Source organism: Cutibacterium namnetense (assembly GCF_001642025.1).
In the GTDB taxonomy this organism is placed as follows: domain Bacteria; phylum Actinomycetota; class Actinomycetes; order Propionibacteriales; family Propionibacteriaceae; genus Cutibacterium; species Cutibacterium namnetense.
Window position 1 is genome coordinate 164,492 of sequence record NZ_LWHO01000005.1, and the last position, 21,021, is coordinate 185,512.

Here is a 21,021-nt window from a genome sequence, read left to right on the forward strand (position 1 = left end):
TGGGTGATTGTCGACAAGAGCGGATCGGAAAACATTCCCCCCGGCACGGCTACGATGATGATTATGTCGCGGGGTGGCGCTGGGCGCAGCATTCATGAAGGTGCCAACGAGGCGTCTGATGATGCCGATCCTCAGACGGACAGAGCAGCTGCGGCCCCCTGGTTGAGCATCGAGCAACAGCGTGTTTGGCGAGCATGGCTTCTTGGGTCCGCGCATATCGCCTCTCGTCTCTCGCAGGACCTGCGTCGCCATGGCCTGGAACTATGCGAATACGAGATTCTGGCGAGCCTCTCGGAGGCTGACGACTACGCGGTGCGGATGTCTGTGCTTGCCACCGAGGTGCATCAGTCGAGGTCCCGACTCACCCATACTGTTAAGCGGCTCGAAGCTCGCGGACTCGTTACACGAGAACCCGACGTCCGGGACCGTCGCGGTGTAGTAGCCCGGTTGAGTCCTGCCGGGATAGACCTGCTGCGCCAAGCGGCTCCTGACCACCTTCGTACAGTTCGTCACATTTTCGTCGACCCAGTCGATCCTGAGGACTTCGCAGCCATGGGACGGGCCATGAGAGCTGTTCTCTCCGTGCCAGACTGAGGCCATGACGGCAACCACGGATATTCTCCAGGACTTCCGATCGACGCTGAGGGATCTAGATGCCTGCGCCGTGGACATCCTCGATAGTTCCCCGCTGGCACGCGCCCTCTACTCTTCCGATGCCTCGATCTACCGCGTCGTCCCTACCGCGATCGCTCGTCCCCGTCACATTGACGAACTGTCTGCCCTCGTCACAGCCGCAAGCCAGGTAGGCCTGCCCATCACCACCCGTGGGGCCGGCACGACCTGCGCTGGCAATGCAGTTGGCCCCGGGCTGGTTATCGATACTTCGGCCCACCTCAACCGCATACTCTCCCTCGATCCTCAGGCCCGTACCGCCGTCGTCGAGCCTGGTGTCGTTCAGGACTGGTTGCAGCACGCCGGGGCCCGGCACCGGTTGCGGTTCGGCCCGGACCCGTCCACGTCAACACGTTGCACTATCGGCGGGATGATCGGCAATAACGCCTGCGGGCCGCGCGCGCTGGGATATGGCCGCACCGGGGACAATATTGTGGATCTCGATCTCCTCACCGCCGACGGTCATGTGACGACCCTGCGCCGCGGAGACCTCACTGTGCCGTTCGCCCAACGGCTGGTGGACTTGGCAGACGCGAACCTTGCGACGATCCGGACAGAATTCGCGACCTTCTCCCGCCAAGTTTCCGGATACTCCTTGGAATGGCTGCTGCCGGAACGTGGCCGCAACTTTCCTGCCTTCATCGCGGGCACCGAGGCCACACTGGGCATCGTGACGCGGGCTACCGTGCAACTAATGCGCGAGGCTGCCTACGCAGTCACAGTCGCGCTGGGATATCCGTCCATGCCCGAGGCCGCCGACGCCGTGACTGCCCTATTGCCTTTCTCCCCGGTCGCCTGCGAGGGGTTCGGACGCCGGATCGTCGACGTGGTTGCGCGTGCCGGACGCCCGGTGCCGGAGTTACCGCGCGGCGACGGCTGGATGTTCGTCGAGTTGCGAGGGGACGACGAGGCCGAGGTAGCTTCGCGAGCCCAGAAGCTGGTTGCCGCCAGCGGATGCCTCGAAGGATGGGTCGTTTCCGATCCTGGTCAGGCTGCGGCTCTGTGGAAGATCCGCGCGGATGGTGCGGGGCTCGCCGGAGTCAGCCTTAGCAAGCCGGCCTGGGCAGGATGGGAGGACTCCGCGGTTCCAGCCAACGACCTCGGGGCTTACCTGCGCGATTTCGAAGCCTTGTTGGATGACCACGGCCTGCATGGCCTGCCCTACGGACACTTCGGGGAAGGATGCCTGCACTGCCGCATCGATTTCCCCTTAGAGCAACCAGACGGCCCTCGGCGCTACCGCTCCTTCGTCACTGAGGCGGCTCACCTGGTGGCCCAGCACGGGGGCTCAGTCTCTGGGGAACACGGTGACGGCCGGGCCCGGTCTGCCCTGCTGGATTCGATGTACTCTCCCGACGCCCTGGAGCTGTTCTCCAAGGTCAAGGCCATCCTCGACCCGGACAACCTGTTTAACCCGGGTATTTTGGTGAATCCTGCACCGGTGGAGGCCAATATAAGGACCCACGAATCGGCTCTTTTCCCCATGACCATTTCTCATCCCGAATTCGCCGCCGATGTTCATCGCTGTACCGGGGTGGGCAAGTGCATCGCCCGTACCGCCCCTGGCGGGGTGATGTGTCCCTCATACCAGGCGTCCGGGCTCGAGGTTGATTCCACGCGCGGCCGAGCCAGCGTGCTCAAGGAAATGGTCAACGGCACTCTCATTAACGGCTGGGACTCTCCCGAGGTGGAACGGGCGCTGGACCTATGCATGGCGTGCAAGGGGTGCGCCCGAGATTGCCCCACCGGAATCGACATGGCCAGCTACCGCAGCACGGTTCTTGACGAAAAATACCGTCACCGCCCCCGCCCCCGCTCTCACCTGACGATGGGGCTGCTGCCCAGGTGGGAACGTTTGCTCAATCGGGTTCCAGGAGCGCCGTCGCTGGCTAACGCAGTGCTTTCGATGCCGGTCTTCGCACGTCTTGCTAGATGGACAGCCGGGGTGGATCAGCGTCGTCCCCTCCCCCGATTCCAGCCCTCGGCCAGATTGGCCAGTCCGCAGGCCGCCCCGGCTAAGAAGATTGTGGCGGATCCGGAAACATCGCCTTCATCTGCCGCCGACTCACGTTTCCAGACGCGCTGCAACCACGACAAGGGCGACGTCGTGATCTGGGTAGATTCCTTCTCCGACATGCTCGAGGGGTCGGATCTCTCGGCGGTAGTCGCAGTGCTTGCTGACGCCGGTTATCACCCTAGGGTGCTCACCGACGACGTCTGCTGCGGGTTAACGTGGATCACTACCGGTCAACTCGACGGTGCTCGACGTCGGCTGCGCGCTGGCCTTGACGTATTGACTCCCCTGTCCGACGCCAATGTCCCCGTTGTCGGGTTGGAGCCGTCCTGCACCACCGTCTGGCGTGATGACGCACTCCGCCTCCTGCCAGACGACCCACGTGTTCGGCGGGTTGCCCTGAACATGCATACCGTCGCCGAGATGTTGGAGGCAGCGAACTGGACCCCGCCATCTCTGGCCGGCCACACCATCGTCGCCCAACCGCACTGCCACCACGCATCGGTTCTCGGGTTCGGCCCGGACAAGCGACTTCTCGAGGCCGCCGGTGCCACCGTCACGGTGGTGAGCGGATGCTGTGGTTACGCCGGGAACTTCGGCGTCGAGAAGGGCCACTATGACTTCTCAGTGAAGGTTGCTCACAACGACCTGTTACCAGCTATTGAACAGGCCGGGCCCCAAGCCATCATCCTGGCCGACGGATTCTCGTGCCGACGCCAGGTCTCAGACCTGGCCGGACGACGTGCACTGACCCTCTCTGAGGTCTTCGCCTCGTACGTGAAGTAACAGCTCTCGCGTTCTATCTGCCATACCCAACTAGATAGACAGACGTACTAGCAACAGTCATGTTGTAGTCATGGAAGATAACCACTGACCGCCCGAATGGCTCAGGAGGCAACTAGTCTCGGTCCCGGGCTGGATGACAGTCCGGGACCGACTCATGCACTTCGCTCAGTCGCGGGTAAGCCGACGATGCTTCGAGGCGTGTGGACGCGCAGCCTCCGGGCCAAGTCGCTCGATCTTGTTGGCCTCGTAATCAGCGAAGTTGCCCTCGAACCAGAACCAGCGTGGGATGCCATCCTCGTCCTCACCCTCCCAGGCCAGGATGTGAGTAGCAATGCGGTCCAGGAACCAGCGGTCGTGGGAGACCACCACGGCGCAGCCGGGGAATTCCAGTAGGGCATCCTCGAGGCTTGAGAGAGTCTCGACGTCGAGGTCGTTGGTCGGCTCGTCGAGGAGCAACACGTTGCCGCCCTGCTTGAGGGTGAGGGCCAGATTCAGACGGTTGCGCTCACCACCGGAGAGTACCCCTGCCGGCTTCTGTTGATCCGGTCCCTTGAACCCGAAACTAGCGACGTAAGCGCGCGATGGCTCCTCAAAGTTCGCGACCTTAATGTAGTCCAGCCCGTCGGAGACGACCTCCCAGACGTTCTTCTCTGGGTCGATACCGGTGCGGTTCTGGTCGACGTAGGAGAAGCTGACCGTCTCGCCAACTTTGAGGGAGCCAGAATCAGCCTTCTCGAGCCCAACGATGGTCTTAAACAGGGTCGTCTTGCCGACGCCGTTCGGGCCGATAACACCAACGATGCCGGCTCGCGGCAGGGTAAACGAGAGGTCCTTGATGAGGACGCGATCGCCGAATCCCTTGGAGAGATGCTCGGCTTCCAGCACGACGTTGCCCAGACGCGGGCCCGGCGGGATGTTGATTTCGGCGGTGTCGATCTTGCGGTTGCGCTCGGCCTCGGCAGCCATCTCCTCATAGCGGGCCAAGCGGGCCTTGTTCTTGGCCTGACGGGCCTTGGGCGAGGAGCGCACCCATTCCAGCTCCTTCTCGAGGATCTTGGCGCGTTTAGCGTCTTTCTTACCCTCGATCTGGAGACGCTTACGCTTGGTGTCCAGGTACGTCGAGTAGTTGCCCTCGTAGGGGTGCAACTGGCCGCGATCTACCTCACAGATCCACTCGGCGACGTGGTCAAGGAAGTAGCGGTCGTGAGTGACGGCTAGTACGGCTCCCGGATAGGACTTGAGGTGTCCCTCCAACCAGTTGACGGACTCGGCATCCAGGTGGTTGGTGGGCTCGTCGAGGAGCAGCAGGTCAGGCTGCTCGATCAGCAGCTTGCACAGCGCGACACGACGCCGCTCACCGCCTGACAAGACGTCAACAGGGGCGTCGCCAGGGGGACACTGCAAGGCGTCCATGGCCTGCTCAAGACGGGTATCGATATCCCACGCGTTGGCGTTATCGAGCTCGGTCTGCAGCTCACCCATCTCGGCCATCAAGGCGTCAAAGTCGGCGTCAGGGTTGGCCATCTCGGCGGAGACTTCCTCGAACCGTGCCAGCTTGGCTTTGATGTCGCCAACGGCCTCTTCGACGTTCTCGCGAACAGTTTTGCCCTCGGTGAGCGGGGGCTCCTGAAGCAGGATTCCGACGGTGGCACCCTTAGCAAGGTTGGCATCGCCGTTATTAGGTTTATCGAGCCCAGCCATGAGCTTGAGCATCGTCGACTTGCCAGCGCCGTTCGGTCCGACAACACCAATCTTGGCGCCCGGGAAGAACGACAGCGTGACATTGTCAAGGATAACTTTGTCACCCACCGCCTTTCGGACGTTGTGCATGGTGTAGATGAACTCGGCCATCGGCACTCCTCCAGAATCTGCGAGAACGGGGCGGCCGGCACTTCACCGACCGCTGCACAGTATGCCAGCCGTTATAACGACTCCCGCCACCAACTCATTCCCGAATCGACCCCAATCGGCCTCAGGAGCCAACCAAGTCGACGTCGCCGTCAACCACCTCGACCTCCTCATCGACCTCCTCAGGCGAATCTTGCACCACCCGATCATCACCCAAGGGCGCCTCGGCACGTTTCTCGGGTCGACGGCACATGGCGGGCAACCGGGATAGGTCAGGTCCAACATTATGTGCAACGACAATGAGTTGCTCGTGAGAGCCCTCATCGTCGATCCAACCGCGGGTACGAAGTCGCCCGGTCACCATCACCGGATCCCCCTTACGCAGGGAAATATGGCAGTTATCAGCGAGTCGGCCATAGACGTGCACCGACATCCAGGTCGTCGTCCCATCGACCCACTCACCCTGCCTCATGACGCGAGGGGTGTGGGCAACCCGGAATCTGGCTCCCCGCCAACCCTCTCCGATTTTCATCTCGACGTCGGTTCCGAGGTTTCCGGTGAATGACACGTTTGCGTCCATCTGTGAGCTCCTTTCACTCACATACGGTTATCGGCACAACTCCCGAAATCCGCCAAACAATATCTCAGTTGTGGATAACCTCCAGGCGACACCATTCAGCAACTGTGGATAACGACGGTCAAGACGCTTTCGCCACGATCTTCGCTACCTCGTCGTGGCGAGCCAACTCGGCATTTACCGGATCAATGACCGACTGCCACGCGACGTCAGTGAGATTAGCCCGCAATTCAGAGCTGGCATGACGTGCGGCAACTCGGGCATCGGCCTGCACACCAACCTGACACAACAGAGAAACCACAATCCCCGCAATAACCCCACCCAGAACCATAAGGGTCGGCACAGGGAAGTGATGCCATCTCACCGGCGGAAGCCGAAACTGGAAGTAGGCACTCAGGACATCGACGGCGAGCCATGCCAGCCCGACTACCACGATGACCATGAGGATCCACTGCACCACGGTCACAAGCTTCCACCAGCCAGTGCCGTGGTGTACTCCCAGATCAGTGGACGCGACGGCCCGGTCGATGTCGTCGGGAAGGTTTGTGCGATGGGACAGCGATGCCGCACGCACCGCATCGGCCCAGGGGCGCGGAAGTCCTTCAGATGCTTCCGACGCCAACGCACGCACTGCGGTATCGATTTTGGCTCCAGCGACCCCAACTCGCGCCGTCAAAGCGCTGCGCTGTACATCAGTGGGTTCTGTGCCACCTGCCAGTTCCTTCTTCCGTGTGGCGCCCAAGTCCAGATGCAACCGGTGCAGCGGGTCCGGGCGAAGCCTCGATACCCACGCTGTCACCGGCCAGCCGGTAGCCCGATGCCCCCTCTTGCGATAGGCATCCCGAGTCGCTTCGACGACTGGTTCGACGCCGCCGGCGGTGCACAGAGCCGCAATCAACTGATCGACCGAGCCCTGACTCACCTGACCCGCCGCGTCTCCGGTTGCCTCCGCCAGGCATTGCGAGACATTGTCGAGATCAGCGTGCAGCCGGGCCGCTTGGGTCTTCTTGGCACGTACAGTGCGAGCCAGCGATACCCGCATGTCCTCCACGCCCTCACCTGTGGTCGCTGAAATTGCCATGATCTTGGCTTTTCCTAGGCCCTCAGAATCCAGCAGGCGACGAAGATCGCGCAGACAGTTTTTACGCTGCTCACGGTCAAGGCGGTCAACCTGATTGAGAACCACCGTCATGACCTCAGAGTGGCTAGCCAACGGCGTCAGATAGCGGGTGTGCAAAGCGGCGTCGGCATACTTCTGCGGGTCGACTACCCACACGATCATGTCGACCATCTCGACAAGCCGGTCGACCTCGAGCCGGTGCTCGATGCGCACCGAGTCGTGGTCTGGCAGGTCCAGTAACACCAAACCATCGAGAGCATCCTCACTACCCATGTGGTGACGACGAAGAACGTCTAGCCAATCCAACAAGGCCTCCGCCGATTCCGACCCCCATACCGCAGCGGTGGCCTTGGACGTCGTCGGACGCCGCACCCCAGGATCGGCCAGCTCTGCACCTGCCAAGGCATTAAACGTCGAGGACTTCCCTGAGCCCGTCGCTCCGGCAAGAGCAATGACGGTGTGGTCTCCGCCAATTCGGCAGCGCTGATCGGCCCGTTCCACAACGCCACGAGCTCGAGCCACGACGTCGTCAGGGATGCGTCCTTCAGACAGGTCAACCGCTCGGGTCAGTAGGTCGATACGTTCAGCAAGGTCGACGCGACGTCGCCTCATCATTCCTCCTGACGAGACTCGGGTTCTACAACGACCGCCGGTTCGACGATCTCAGCATCAAGGGCCGGCGTGTCCGCTGGTAGCTGCCCCTTTTCGGAAGCCGGGGATGTCTCGATTTCGGGATCCTGACGACGGGTTCGGATCGTCACCTGATCTCTGCCGGGCTCTGGCGCGTCTTGGATCTGTCGGATCTCCTTGATCGACGCGCGAATTCGGGCCGGAAGCTCAGCATCGACCCCGAAGGTGTCAAGAACAGCCTGGTACCGCGTCACCTCGTTAGCAAGCAAACCTTCAACCCGCGCGTCGAGCTGATCCTTGGCGACCTTCGCCAGACGTCGCACCGCATCGTCACCAAAGAGTGCCTCCAGTAGACGCTGGGCAACAACGGCTGAACCTCCGGCGATCCCAGCTTCGGCTCCCGATAATCCACCGGTGTGAGCGAAGACGACGAGCATCAATGCAACTGAAACACCATTGACACCGAAAGCCATGAATCGCGCCCTGGAACGTTTATTCATGCCCTCCCCGGCAACGAGCTCCATGACGTCTGCCTGCCAGGCTCTCACCATCCGAGAGGCAGCCTCATCAAACCCCTGCGACGGGCGGGACAGATTCTCGTCGGTTCCTTCCAGGACGCTGCGACCCGCCGGATCGGTCTGCCACACGGACTCAATCCGCTCACACCCGCCCTGGGTCTGCGCAAGAATGAGACTCTCCAGACCGGATTCCACTGCGACGCTGACCTTCTCGACCTCCGGCGGCGCCCCCTTGAACACCTGCACCACGCGGTCTCGGAACCAGGAAACCTTCGCCTCCATAGCGCGCATGAACTCGCCGGTCCCAACGAACTCGTGCCACCGTGCCAGTACCTCGCCGCTCAACAGAGTGCCGTCAGCGGACTGGGCAGCAATCGATCTTGAAGACTCAGCCATGATCGCTTGGGCATCCTCGTACAGGCGCGATGCCGCAACCGCCTGCGCTTCCAGACCGCCAGCGACGTACGAGGACCTCTCACATACTGAACCGATCGCCCCAGACAAGGTAGATGCAATGACCTCACGTCGCTTCTGCTGATCTTGGGCCAAGCTCGATAAGAAGAATCGCAGCGGGGCGACGGCCTGATCGGGAAGCAAACCCGCATCATTTGTCTTGGTCTCTGGGACAGCAAAAAGCGGGGAATCAGCCAGACCACTGTCCGTCATGAGTCGGCCGAGGTCTGCCGGCACCTCTCTCATGGCCTCCGCAGGGACACGGTCACACACCACCGCGACCGACGCGTGCCTGTTCTGAGCCTCGTTGAGGAAATCCCACGGCACCGCGTCAGCGTAGCGGGCTGCTGAAGTGACAAAAACCCACAGATCTGCGGCCTGAAGCAACTGAGCCGCCAGATCACGGTTGCGCGTCACCACAGAGTCGATGTCCGGAGCATCGAGGATGGCCAAACCTCGCGGGATCCCTGGCTCCGCGACAAGCTGCAAACTCGACGCGTCGTTACTGGCCACCCGGGAACGCGCCAGGGTAGGCAACACTCGGTCTCCGTCGAACCAAAAAGCGTCCGCAGGGTGGTGAACGAGAACGGGTGAGGTCGTGGTGGGGCGGATCACCCCCGGTTGCGTCACCATCCGACCCACTAAAGAGTTCACCAGGGTTGATTTACCTGCCCCGGTCGAGCCTCCTACCACCGCCAGGAGCGGCGCATCAATAGTCTCTAGACGCGGCAAAATGTAGTCGTTGAGCTGGTTAGCAATGCGTCGCGCCAATCCGGCCTGGGTAATAGCTTCGGGCAAATCCAGGGGGAACTGGGCCTGACGCAGGTTGCGCCGCAGATCAGTCAACGACAGCAGCATCTGCTCGGTGTTCATGGTGATCCTTCCTGGTCACTCGTCAGGCCCGTGGTGGTGCCCACTGCAACTCGTTGTTGACCGGCTGGTTGTGACGTCGCTTGAGGAATGCGGGCAGTCTGGGTTTCGACAGTTTGGCACCTTGGGCGACGGTGACAGCCATTGGACGCAGCACGTTCATGCGATTGATGAGCTGGATCTGATGCGGACCAGGATCATCGTCCAACCCACGCACAATGGCGTCACGCAGGTACGCGAGATCCGTCCCAACACGCAGGAACTCTAAAGTGTGCCACCACCGACGCGGCCCCTGACTGAGGGCCACCAACGCCGCCCACTGACGACGCCGCAGGACCGAGAGAGTTTCCGCGTCAGAGTTTGGCAACCATCCGGCCTTGACGTAATCCTCGAGTCGATGTCGGATCATCCTGCCCTCGCGCACCGTACGGATGACCATGAAAACCACGACAGAAGCGACGATACCGAGGGCAACGAACCACAACTTCTTGAGCGCCGTCATCGGCAAAACCGAAGAGAACCCATTGAAGAGCATGTGGCCCACTACAGCCATAACGAATCCCGTCGTCGGAGCGAAAATCCTCACAAGCCGACTTCGTGACCTCAACCCGAGAGCCAGACCGATACCCGTCATACTGGTGAACAGCGGATGACCAAAAGAGGCATACACCCCCCGCAACAGCACTAGCTCCATGACGGCCTGCTTCGGGTCCCCGGCCGAAGCCGTCACCCGGGCATAGTTGTCCGCACGGGCGTAGTACATGATGTTCTCGACGAAGGCGAAACCAATTGCCGAGAGCCCAGCCATGCTCACCGTCTGAACTACCGAGGTCATCCGTCGCCCCGTGACGACGGCCAGTGCGAAGAGCACAAGTGCCTTGCACGATTCCTCAACAAAGGGGGCCGAATACACCGCTGGACCAGCGCCCGATGCTGGATCAACCCCACCTGTCACGGAGAGCATCCCGGCCATCCACGTGTTCACGTGCATGCTAATCCAGGTCGCTACGCAGGCTCCCCAACAAAAACAGAGAAACCACACGTGCAGGTGCCGGGTTCTGAATCGATCAAGGAGAATAAAGATCGCTGACCACACAGCAGCCGTCGGCCATGCGTAGTGGAAGCCCAGCTTCAAGGACTGGTCGGTGATTCCCGGAATGACGCCCTTCTGGCCTTCCCGCTTGACCTCAGTATCGGCGTGCACGATGACGTAGGTGTGAACCAAGCAGGCCGCTGAGATCAGCACCACCGAAAGCAACACCCAGAACCACGGGTTACGCAACAGACGCTGCCACCAGGGACGACGCACAACGGGCGTGGGGGCAACGTACGACATAACTGAAAGACTACCGGCCGCCCGGGACAACTTTCGATGCGTCAACTCCTCGCCCGGCGAAACACGGGGAAGAACAGTGGCGGCCCGGGTGGGAATCGAACCCACGCGCGACAGATTAGAAGGCTGCTGCTCTATCCGCTGAGCTACCGGGCCATATCTGACATCCTATCGGGATTGTGCCTCGATGACCCAGCCAGCCCCAACCAGGTGGCGAACACGTCTGCGTGCATCTACTCGACGACCTAACCTTTCCCCGTGACTGATTCGACGCACACAGATCCTCCTACCCCTTCGGTGAAGTGGTCGTCAATCATTGTTTCGGCCTATCTACCGACGCTGATGTCCTCCCTGGGCTACGGCGCAGTGATCCCGCTTATCCCGCTCACCGCAGTACATATCGGAGCATCGCCGGCCCTCGCTGCCGCGATTGCCGCGCTCGTCGGTATCGGCCAAATCATCGGCGATGTCCCTGCCGGGTGGCTCGTGACAAAAATCGGTGAGAAATGGTCCCTGGTGATGGCCATGCTCATTGACGCGGTTGCGCTGGTGTCCATGGGGCTGGTGCACCACCTTGGCTTACTGGCCGTCGCGGTCCTTATCAACGGCATGGCCGGTGCCGTATACGGCATTGCCCGGCAGAACTATCTGACGGTGGCGATCCCATACCGATACCGAGCTCGCGCGCTGTCCACCCTCGGCGGAGTGTTCCGGGTGGGTTGGTTTGTCGGCCCCATGGCCGGGTCGTGGATTCTCCGCGAAGCCTCCATGTCATGGGCATATGGATTTGCATCTATTGCCAGTGTTCTCGCCGCCGCCGTGACCACGGTAATGCCCGACCTTCCCCCAGTAGATACCCCACAAACCGCCGCCGAGAATGCCCCCACCAAAATCTCGACGTGGACGATAGCCAAACAGAACTCCAAGGTCCTGTGGACAACAGGATTAGGAGTAACAGCTCTCATGGTCGTCCGGTCCGCGCGACGGTCCCTACTCCCGCTGTGGTGCCACGTCAACGGTCTTACCCCAGCCACCACGGACCTCATCTATGCCTGGTCGATGGCCGCTGACGTCTTGCTCTTCCTGCCCGGCGGAGCCCTGATGGACAGATTCGGACGCTGGTGGGTGGCAGTGCCGTCGATCTTCATCCAGGCCGTCGCACTCCTCACCTTGCCACTGGCCCATACCGCGACGGCGATCGGCCTCGTCGCCCTCATCATCGGTATTGGCAACGGTGCCAGCTCCGGCATCGTCATGACGCTAGGATCCGACGCCTCTCCTGATATCGGACGCCCACAATTCCTGGCGGCGTGGCGGCTCCTCTCTGACACTGGTTCGGCAATGGGACCAGTCGTGGTCACCCTCGTCACCCTGGCCTGGCCGTTGTCAGCCGCCAGCTTCGTGATGTCGATCATCGGTTTGGTCGGCAGCTACTGGATGGGACGCTGGGTGCCGCGCGGCAAACGCTAGCTGGCGCCGTCCTCGCCAACCCGCTGTCACAACCACCGACTAGGCTGTCATGCCGTGAGAGACATGCTGGTGTGGATCGATTGCGAGATGACCGGGCTCGACCTGGCCCACGACGGGCTCATTGAGGTGGCCGCCCTGGTCACCGATGGACAGCTCAACGTCCAAGGTGAGGGGGTGGACGTCATCATCAAGCCCGAACCCCAATGGCTCGACCACATGAATGACTTTGTGCGCGACATGCACACCAAGTCTGGTCTCCTTGAAGAGCTCGACAAGGGGCTGACGATGGCGCAAGCCCAGGAGCAAGTGCTCGACTACATCCGCACCTACGTCCCGCAGGCTGGTAAAGCACCGTTAGCTGGCAACACCATCGGCACCGATCGCTCCTTCCTAGCCAAGGACATGCCTGAGCTCGAGTCCTACGTGCACTACCGCAACGTCGACGTCTCCTCCATCAAGGAGCTGGCACGACGCTGGTATCCGCACGCATTCGGACACTCCCCAGAGAAGCAGGGCAACCACCGGGCACTGGCTGACATCCAGGAATCCATTGAGGAGCTCATGTACTGGCGCGAGGCCCTCATGGTTCCCTCCCCTGGGCCGGCGACCAAGCGTTGTGATGAGATCGCAGCCAAGTATCAGGGCCTCCTCACCGGGGCCGGGAAAGACTGACACCGGGAGCGGGAAAGCCGAAGTTGCATTTCAGTTTCAGAAGACGATACCCTTCACGGGTTGCCTGATGAAGGTACGTGGTGGCTATAGCTCAGTCGGTAGAGCACCTGGTTGTGGTCCAGGGGGTCGCGGGTTCAAGTCCCGTTAGCCACCCCGCTTTTTAAGGAGGGGGAGACGACTCCCCCTAACCCCCTCGAGCGGGTCAAGACCCTGCGGAAGTCCAGGTTCACCTCACGCCTCCCGGGGATCTTCTCAAATACTTTTCCGTCATCACCGGCGCATAGTGTCGAGGAGCTCGTCGATCTCTCCGAACCTCTCCACCGTCGGGGAGTCGATGACGTTACCCCGGGCGATCACCTTCTCAACTCCTTCTAGAGCGCGCAGATCATCGAGCGGGTTAGCTCCCAACACCAGCAGGTCGGCTGACAGCCCCGGCTCCACCGCACCCGTCACGGATTCCAGTCCAAGCATTTTGGCATTGACCCTAGTCACGGCCTCCAACGCCCTGGCCGGAGGCAATCCTGCTCGCGACACCACAAGGTCGAGTTCACGCCACATGGCATAGTGCGGGGTGAAGGTCATCGACGAGTCCAAACCCGACCCAAGTACGACGTCATTTCTGATGGCGTCGCGAATACCCTGAGTCATCGAATCCAGCACGATCCGGGCATTCTCCTTGACGACCTCGCTAGCCCCGGTGATGTTCCGATCAATCTCGACCAGCGGCGCCGCAGCCAACAGGGTCGCGTCTAAAGCTGACCATCCGCGTAACGACTTCGGATTGTCGTGGAACAGCTCAACAATCTCATCTGTCATGGCCGAGCCGTGTTCAATGGTGTCGACACCGGCTTTCAGAGACCTCAGGACTCCCTCGGGGCTCTGGGCGTGAGCAGCGACAAGCACCCCTGCCGAGTGGGCCTCTTCGCAAATCGCCGTCATCTCCTCAACCGTCATCTGCGGTCGCCCGGCCTCACCCACGACCTTGGCATCCGTGACGCCACCAGTCGCGGCGATCTTGATCGACGTTGCGCCCAGATGCAGGTTTTGGCGCACTGCCTTGCGCCCCTCCCACGGCGCGTCAACGACTCGGGCAAGCCCCAACTCAGCCCCGTGCCCGCCAGTGATAGCCAGTAGCGGTCCCGACGCCGTGATCCTCGGCCCTGGCCACCGCCCGGTTTCGCTGTCTCGTCCCAACGTGATGGCCTCGTTGTCGTACTCGCCGAGGCAACGGAGGGTCGTCACTCCCGCATTGAGCTCACATTCCACGAATCCGCGCGCACGCTCACGCAACATAGGACGCCCCAGCGGGGTCTTCCAGAACCCCACTATGACGCGGGCAGCAGCAGGAATCGTTAGCGTCTGCGGCAGCGGTCGCCCATCCGCCATGAGGTGAGCGTGAGCATTAATGAGACCCGGCATCACCCACTTCCCGGCACAGTCGATCTGACGCTGCGCTGATGCTGCCCGGTCCGCGAGCTCCTGGCTCGGCCCAACAGCAGTAATTGTGCCGTCCTCTCCGACAAGCACTGTGCGATCCGTCAGCAGGGTGCCGCTGCGATCACACGTCAGCAGGTTCGCACCGGTGAGGGCAAGTGTCGTAGCCATCGTCATCATCTCCTTGCAGAACGACGCTTTACCTATCATTGTCCAAAACCAGCCGGGGGCGTCCACGATGTGAAATATGTGATTTTTGGCCACTTCCGCGTCTTCGACGAGACACAATGCTTTCCATGACCGTGGAGAATCAGCATTCCGCCGCTGAAAGCCAGCATCTCCGGCGGAGCCTCAGCAATAGGCATATCCAGCTCATTGCCATTGGCGGTGCCATCGGTACCGGCCTGTTTATGGGCTCTGGCAAGTCCATCCACACGTCTGGTCCGAGCATCGTGGTGGCCTACCTCGTCATCGGCGCAATGCTCTTCTTCGTCATGCGTGCCATGGGTGAGTTGTTGCTGCACAACCTGCAATGGAAGTCTTTTCAGGATTTTGCCGCTGACCTTCTCGGCCCGTGGGCAGGATTCTTTCTGGGATGGACGACTGGTTGTGCTGGGTCGTCACGGGTATGGCCGACGTCATCGCCATCACCTCGTATTGGAGTTTCTGGACTCACGACCGCACGTGGGCTTTCATCCTCACCGCGGCGACACTTCTCTTACTCCTCGCCCTTAACCTCTTAACGGTAAGACTTTTCGGCGAGCTGGAATTCTGGTTCGCCCTCATCAAGATCGTCGCGATCCTCACCCTCATTGCAGTGGCAATTGTGCTCGTCATTATGGGATTCACCTCGGCCAGCGGGTACAAAGCGTCGGTGTCGAATCTGTGGTCCTATGGTGGTTTCGCTCCACGCGGCTGGAGCGGATTCTTCGGCGGCTTCCAGATCGCAGTCTTCGCCTACGTCGGCATCGAGCTGGTCGGCACCACCTCTGCTGAGACCGCCGATCCCCCTAAGACGATGCCCAAAGCCATCAACGCTGTGCCGGTCCGTATTCTCGTGTTCTATGTGGCAGCTCTACTCGTCATGATGTGCGTTACCCCATGGAATCTCATCCAGACCGATTCCTCCCCCTTTGTCCAAATGTTCGGGCTCATCGGATTTACCGCAGCGGCCGGCGTCATGAACTTCGTCGTCCTCACCTCAGCAGCATCGAGCGCCAACTCAGGCGTCTACTCGACGTCTCGCATGCTCTACGGCCTGGCCCACAAGGGCATGGCGCCCCGCGCGTTCGGCAAGCTGTCACACCACGGCGTCCCTGGCTGGGGACTGCTCTGCACCGTCATCCTCATCGGATCGGCCCTCGTCCTCGCCGCAAAAGACTCGGTCGTGGGGGCATTCACACTCGTTACGACAGTGGCGGCCGTGCTGTTTATCTTCGTATGGAGCATGATCCTCATCAGCCACATCGTCCACGTACGGCGCGACCCGCAAGCTCATGCCGAGTCGATCTATCCGATGCCGGGCGCCAGCTTCATGCCGTGGGTCGTACTCGCTTTCTTCGTCTTTGTCATCGTCCTTCTCACTGGAGCTAGCGATACACGTCAGGCCTTGCTTGCTACTCCCATCTGGTTCGTCGTACTAGCTATTGCATGGGCGATCGTCCGGCGCCGCTCCCACCGCGACGACCTCGAGACTGATCTGCCGACCGACTGAGACCGGCCGCTACAGTGAGTACGGTCGAATCCGGTCATTGCGGGGGTAGTCATGTCCAACGAGGGCGCCATCGGCGAATCGACGGCTAAGCGCGTCGGTAGCCACTACGTTCTCGACGATGTTCTCGGACGCGGTTCCATGGGTACGGTGTGGCGTGGCCACGACCTCAATAACGGATCTGCCTGCGCCATCAAGATTCTCAACCCAAGCCTGACAACGGATAAAGGCGCAACCCGACGCTTCATCGATGAACGTGACATCCTCATGTCCGTCGACGATGACGCCGTTGTCCGGGTCACTGACATGGTTGTCGAATCCTCAACGTTCGCCATCGTCATGGAATTGATTGATGGCCCGGATCTCGCACGAGTCCTGAAAACCCTTCCGGATCACCGCCTGGAGCAACGCACAGCGGTCTCCCTGGGAATCGAGGTTTGCCAGGCTCTCTGCGCAATTCACCGCGCCGGTATTCGGCATCTCGACATCAAGCCAGCGAACATCCTTGTTGAGGATTCCGAGAATGTCCGCGGGGCGCGGATCACCGACTTCGGCGTCTCCGAAATGGTCGCCCTTCATGGGCCGCGTGAAATCGCCGGCACCCCGTATTACCAAGCTCCTGAGGTTGCAGCCGGTTGGACGCCGACGGCAGCCAGCGATCTGTACTCATTTGGTGCGACCCTCTATGAGATGCTCGCCGGCCATGTGCCGTTCCTGGCTGATTCAGCTGGAAACCTGTTACGTAATCAGCCACCACAATTCATCCCAGGCATCGAACCAAGGCTGTGGAAAACCGTGCTGACGTGCCTGTCCCCTGATCCCTCTCAGTGTCCCGATAGCGCTGAAGTACTGGCCTCTGAATTGCGTTCGTGGCTCAGCGGAGGCCAACCGGTGCGACTCGTCAGACCACGGCCTCGGCCTGCCCGACCCGTTCCGCAACCTAGGCCTATGTCACAACCGGTACGCCCGCGGTCGGCACCATCAGCGATGAGCGGTGCCGCTGCGGCCCAAACGCCGTCGGCGACGCCCGTCGCTGCGCACCAGCGCGGCAAGGGCTGGGGCATTGCACTGTTAACTGTGCTAATGCTGGCTGGAACCGGGATGTTCTTCTATCTCAAGGGGATACCCGGTTCTCATTCGGATGCTGCCCCTCAGTCGGCCCAGGCACGAATCCTTACCCCAGAGGCTAGGCCGACGCGAACTGTGACGGCTCATGCCACGGTGACAGCGGTGAGTTATCCTATACAGATCCAACTTCCGGGCGGGGCGGTGGAGTGTGGCCAAGGGTCCTGGATCGCAAATCCGCGCACCCCCTGTTCCCTGGCATTGGAAGTCGTGCAGTCTGTACCAGCAAACCATCCGGCAAGCTTCGCGGTTGACGCGAGGGATTCAAGAACAGGGAAATCACGACATTTTTCCTGCAGTACCGTCGGGCAATACGTCGACTGCGGCAGTCAGGATCTCGAGGTCTATCTCGTCATACCCGAACGATAAGTCGCTGGCACGGTACTGATAGCCGATCTACTGTGAAATACTTCTGACCATGAGACGGCGAACAATCATCGCAGCCGGTTTGAGCATGCCACTTACTGGATGCGTCTCTCAAGGCTCCCAGCCCGAGGAACTACCATCCGCAACGGTAACGTCGTCACCGACTCTTTCTGGCACCTCGAAGCCATCCTCAGCGAGCCCGACACCGACTTCATCCGAAACCCCGACGGCTATTTCCAAACCGGCCCCGATTCGCCTGAACCCGCGAGCCACTGAGATCGTCAAGAAATTGTCTCCGGCGCAACGTGCTGGCCAGTGCGTTCTCGTCGGTGTGGTGCCGTCAGACTCCCCCGAATACATCGCTAATCTCATTGACTCCCAGTGCCTAGCCGGAATCTTCCTGCTGGGGCACTGGGCTAGTAGGCCCCAGCTTGAAGCCATGCTCAGGGCTGTCAATAGCGTCAGCCCGCAGGGCATCAAACCCATCGTTGCGACTGACCACGAGGGCGGCGAGATCCAGAACGTCCGGGTACCAGGAGTCAATCGCCTACCGAGCCAGGAAGCTTTAGCCCGGATGTCTCCAGCCAAGGCACAAGCAGTGGTGACGACCGGTGCTCGCCAACTCGCCAATCTCGGCATCCATATGGTCTTCTCTCCCGTGGCTGGCGTGATCGACCCTGACCTTGGGGTACGCAATAAGCCAATCGCCAAGCATCATCGTGGTTTCGGAACCAATCCGCGCCTCTGCGGGCAATACTCAGCTGCCGTCATTGCAGGGCACCGCAAGGCTGGGATCATCTCGACTACTAAGCATTTCCCTGGAATTGGACGGATCACCGAGGACACCGATTTCAAAACTGATGGGATTACTGACGCTAAGACCACCCGCCACGACCGGTATCTTGAGTCCTTCCGAATGGCCTTGGACGCTGGATCTGAAGCCGTCATGATCGCATCTGCCTACTACTCGAAGATCGATCCCGGCACCCTCGGGTTGTTCTCCTCGAAGGTTATGACAGATATGCTGCGCGGTGATTTCGGTTATCAGGGACTCATCGTGTCCGACGACCTGGGAAGTTCAGTTTCAGTATTCTCAGTCGATGGTGGCCATCGGGCAAGCAAATTTGTCTCTGCCGGCGGCGATCTAGCTATCACCGCTGATCCTGGCTTGGCAGGCCCCATGATTCGCGCGTTGACGTCGATCGCGACGTCAACGCCGGGCAAAAAACGCCTTGCTAACGCTGCTAGCCATGTCATCAATGTCAAATTGGCGCATTCACTGACGAAGTGAGGGGAGAATGAATCGTGACTGACGATGGATTCGGCAAGGACAAGCACCCAGATGATTCGCGCTCTGGCTACGACGACGCCGAGTTGGCCCCCGAGCAACCCGATCCGGATAGTGGCCAAAGGCAAGATGACGAGCCCACCCAGGAGCTCTCACAAAGTGGTGAGACTACGCAGCAATTCTCGACGAATCCTGGCGATTCCCACTACCAGTACGGCAACCAGCAGTATCCGCAGCAAAACGATTCTCAGAACGTCCAGTACTCCCAGGACTGGAACCAGTACCCACAAGACTGGAACCAGTACCCCCAGAGCAGCGATGCTTGGGGTAGCCCAGATTCTGCTGGATGGGGCCAGCCAACGAGCCAGTATGAAGGCTGGACTGGCCAATATCCTCAGCAGGGTTGGGACGGACAAACCCCCCAGAACGACCCAAACTATTACTTCGACAGCGCCGGCGAACGTGGGCCTGGCTGGTATGACCCTTATGGAGCGTTTTTCCCTGCAACGCAGGCATACGAGCCTGACGTACAGCCAGATCCCGATAGCTACATGGCTGAGGGAGCTCCCGCTGGTGCGACCGCTGCCGACCGTGACAACATCAGCGAGCCGGTCGGCGGGATCCCGTTCAGCGATGCTCCCCAACCTAAGCACAAAAGCCAATACTGGATTATTGCCGTTACGGCAATTCTCGTCGTTGCCCTCGGTGCCGGAACATTCCTCTATCTGAGGTCTAAGTCGGAGTCAACGAAGGCCGTTCCTGCACTAGCATCGAAATCTGCGGCCTCGGCTTCAAAGACCCCCACCCCTGAGGTCACGGTCACCTCAACATCGACGGCCACTGCCGGCGCTACGAATGTCACACCGGCCTCCGCTACACCGATGCCGAGCGTTCCCAACAATGCCTCGACCACCCCGTCACCTGACCTCGTCCGTCAACTATTCAATGCTCCTGACGCGCAGGTGCAGTGGGTTAGCCTGGCTGCTGATGGACAAAACGCTGCTGTCGCCTATGCGCCTACGTTTAATATCAACGGTAAGTCGGCTGGCCCCAATGGCGGGCACCTGGTCATGCGGAAGAACGGAAGCCGCTGGGAGCCTCTCCCCCAGGGCGGTATCGTTACCGATGACAATGACTGCGACGCAATGCTCAAGACCTTGGGAAATAAGGTAGCTGTCGCAGCTAGCCAAGTCATGAACAACAAACAGTGCGATGCCGCCATCGTGTACGACTTGGCTAGGGAGAGCCCTATCCGCCTCGGCGAAATGGCAGGTGTTGGACCTCTTAACTTAGATAAGAGCACCTCCGAACTTGCCAGTACAATCCACGTCATTCCTGAGGGTGTCAGTGACGGTTGTACGCGAAACAGCCCCGCATATAGCCGGTACGACGGCTTCCTCGGCGGCGTCTGGGCCCAAGGTGGCAAGCCACAGGCATATCTCTTTAACGGCGGCAACAACGCCACCTCAAACGGAGCACGCATCGGAATCACAGAGGCGCAGCTGCGGTCCGACTATTCCAAGCTCAAGCTGACCGACGTCAGCACGGAATTCTCGGGAATAAAGCTGGGCTATCAGAAGGCCCTCGCATATTCATACCACGGCAAAGAAATCGATTACCTCTTTAGCGGTGGCAAGGTTGTCGCCTACATGATTAGGAATTCTGACTTCAGCCCAACGTACTGCTGATAACCAGGTTCCCACGACGTGGCCTCCTTCTCGACAGGAGGCCACGTCGTTGTCTCTTAGGATCGTGTGACAGTCCTGAATGCGCATACGCGTCAGGACGATGAGCGCGTCACGCGCGGCGGCTGTGGAGCGGGCGCTGATACTAGCGAATTCATCACGTTGTCACGTGTAGCTCAAGCCAGAATCACTGGATATCAGACAGGAATATGATCCAGACGAATCGTTTGGTGCGTGGCGTCACAACACAAGGAGCCAGGATTGGGTAAGAGCCCTATCCCCTGGCTGGGGCATGCGCCCGGTTAGGAGTCAAGCGGTTAGACGGGTTCATGGCGAACTGGCTGGTGGGTGGTGTTTGTGGGGGTGTGGCCGTGCCCGCGTATACGCCCGTGTGTGCGGCATGGTGAACACGGGGTCACTGGCAGGCATTCTCGGGGGAATGCTCGCCA

Annotated in this window: 13 protein-coding genes, 2 tRNA genes and 1 pseudogene; 9 read left to right on the forward strand and 7 right to left on the reverse strand. The window is 60.5% G+C overall.

Annotation, left to right across the window (positions count from 1 at the left end):
* Positions 1 to 54: 54 nt before the first annotated feature.
* Positions 55 to 594 carry a MarR family winged helix-turn-helix transcriptional regulator gene (locus A5483_RS07690; protein WP_063811451.1) on the forward strand — a complete coding sequence of 180 codons (540 nt, stop codon included), beginning with the start codon at positions 55 to 57 and terminating at the stop codon, positions 592 to 594.
* A gap of 4 nt (positions 595 to 598) precedes the next feature.
* On the forward strand, positions 599 to 3,472 hold the full coding sequence (locus tag A5483_RS07695; protein ID WP_063811437.1) for an FAD-binding and (Fe-S)-binding domain-containing protein: 2,874 nt from the start codon (positions 599 to 601) through the stop codon (positions 3,470 to 3,472).
* A gap of 165 nt (positions 3,473 to 3,637) precedes the next feature.
* Here A5483_RS07695 and ettA read toward each other — a convergent pair whose 3' ends face one another.
* From ettA to A5483_RS07725, 6 genes are all read right to left on the reverse strand, one after another.
* Positions 3,638 to 5,323 (reverse strand): energy-dependent translational throttle protein EttA, encoded by a 1,686-nt coding sequence (gene ettA, locus A5483_RS07700; protein WP_002550030.1) that lies wholly within the window; start codon positions 5,321 to 5,323, stop codon positions 3,638 to 3,640.
* 121 nt (positions 5,324 to 5,444) lie between these two features.
* On the reverse strand, positions 5,445 to 5,900 hold the full coding sequence (locus A5483_RS07705) for a single-stranded DNA-binding protein (protein WP_002549966.1): 456 nt from the start codon (positions 5,898 to 5,900) through the stop codon (positions 5,445 to 5,447).
* Positions 5,901 to 6,018: 118 nt separating this feature from the next.
* Positions 6,019 to 7,629 carry a YfjP family GTPase gene (locus A5483_RS07710; RefSeq protein WP_063811438.1) on the reverse strand — a complete coding sequence of 537 codons (1,611 nt, stop codon included), beginning with the start codon at positions 7,627 to 7,629 and terminating at the stop codon, positions 6,019 to 6,021.
* On the reverse strand, positions 7,629 to 9,491 hold the full coding sequence (locus A5483_RS07715) for a GTPase family protein (protein ID WP_063811439.1): 1,863 nt from the start codon (positions 9,489 to 9,491) through the stop codon (positions 7,629 to 7,631). The genes A5483_RS07710 and A5483_RS07715 overlap by 1 nt, the downstream gene beginning before the upstream one ends.
* 22 nt (positions 9,492 to 9,513) lie before the next feature.
* Positions 9,514 to 10,824 carry a PrsW family intramembrane metalloprotease gene (locus tag A5483_RS07720; RefSeq protein ID WP_002549972.1) on the reverse strand — a complete coding sequence of 437 codons (1,311 nt, stop codon included), beginning with the start codon at positions 10,822 to 10,824 and terminating at the stop codon, positions 9,514 to 9,516.
* A 77-nt stretch (positions 10,825 to 10,901) separates the two neighbouring features.
* A tRNA-Arg gene (locus A5483_RS07725) sits at positions 10,902 to 10,977 on the reverse strand.
* Between the two features lie 141 nt (positions 10,978 to 11,118).
* Here A5483_RS07725 and A5483_RS07730 point away from each other — a divergent pair.
* From A5483_RS07730 to A5483_RS07740, 3 genes are all read left to right on the forward strand, one after another.
* Entirely contained in the window at positions 11,119 to 12,291 is a 1,173-nt protein-coding gene (locus A5483_RS07730; protein WP_176607915.1) for an MFS transporter, read from the forward strand.
* A gap of 63 nt (positions 12,292 to 12,354) precedes the next feature.
* Complete coding sequence (orn, locus tag A5483_RS07735) at positions 12,355 to 12,963, forward strand: oligoribonuclease (RefSeq protein ID WP_042843140.1); 609 nt, start codon at positions 12,355 to 12,357, stop codon at positions 12,961 to 12,963.
* Between the two features lie 80 nt (positions 12,964 to 13,043).
* Positions 13,044 to 13,116: transfer RNA gene (locus A5483_RS07740), tRNA-His, on the forward strand.
* Positions 13,117 to 13,233: 117 nt separating this feature from the next.
* On the opposite strand, the gene A5483_RS07745 is transcribed toward A5483_RS07740, so the two are convergent.
* A complete protein-coding gene (locus A5483_RS07745; protein WP_169815248.1) occupies positions 13,234 to 14,568 on the reverse strand; it encodes an amidohydrolase family protein in 1,335 nt (444 codons plus the stop codon).
* 116 nt (positions 14,569 to 14,684) lie between these two features.
* Between A5483_RS07745 and A5483_RS07750 the strand changes: the two are divergent.
* The 4 genes and pseudogenes from A5483_RS07750 to A5483_RS07765 all read left to right on the forward strand — a co-directional run bounded on the left by A5483_RS07750 (position 14,685) and on the right by A5483_RS07765 (position 20,575).
* Positions 14,685 to 16,111, forward strand: a pseudogene (locus tag A5483_RS07750) (amino acid permease).
* Between the two features lie 51 nt (positions 16,112 to 16,162).
* Positions 16,163 to 17,602 carry a serine/threonine-protein kinase gene (locus A5483_RS11915; RefSeq protein ID WP_063811441.1) on the forward strand — a complete coding sequence of 480 codons (1,440 nt, stop codon included), beginning with the start codon at positions 16,163 to 16,165 and terminating at the stop codon, positions 17,600 to 17,602.
* A 253-nt stretch (positions 17,603 to 17,855) separates the two neighbouring features.
* Positions 17,856 to 18,890, forward strand: a complete 1,035-nt coding sequence (locus A5483_RS07760; RefSeq protein ID WP_063811452.1) for a glycoside hydrolase family 3 N-terminal domain-containing protein — start codon at positions 17,856 to 17,858, stop codon at positions 18,888 to 18,890.
* A gap of 14 nt (positions 18,891 to 18,904) precedes the next feature.
* A complete protein-coding gene (locus tag A5483_RS07765; protein WP_002550021.1) occupies positions 18,905 to 20,575 on the forward strand; it encodes a hypothetical protein in 1,671 nt (556 codons plus the stop codon).
* The last annotated feature ends 446 nt before the right edge of the window (positions 20,576 to 21,021 follow it).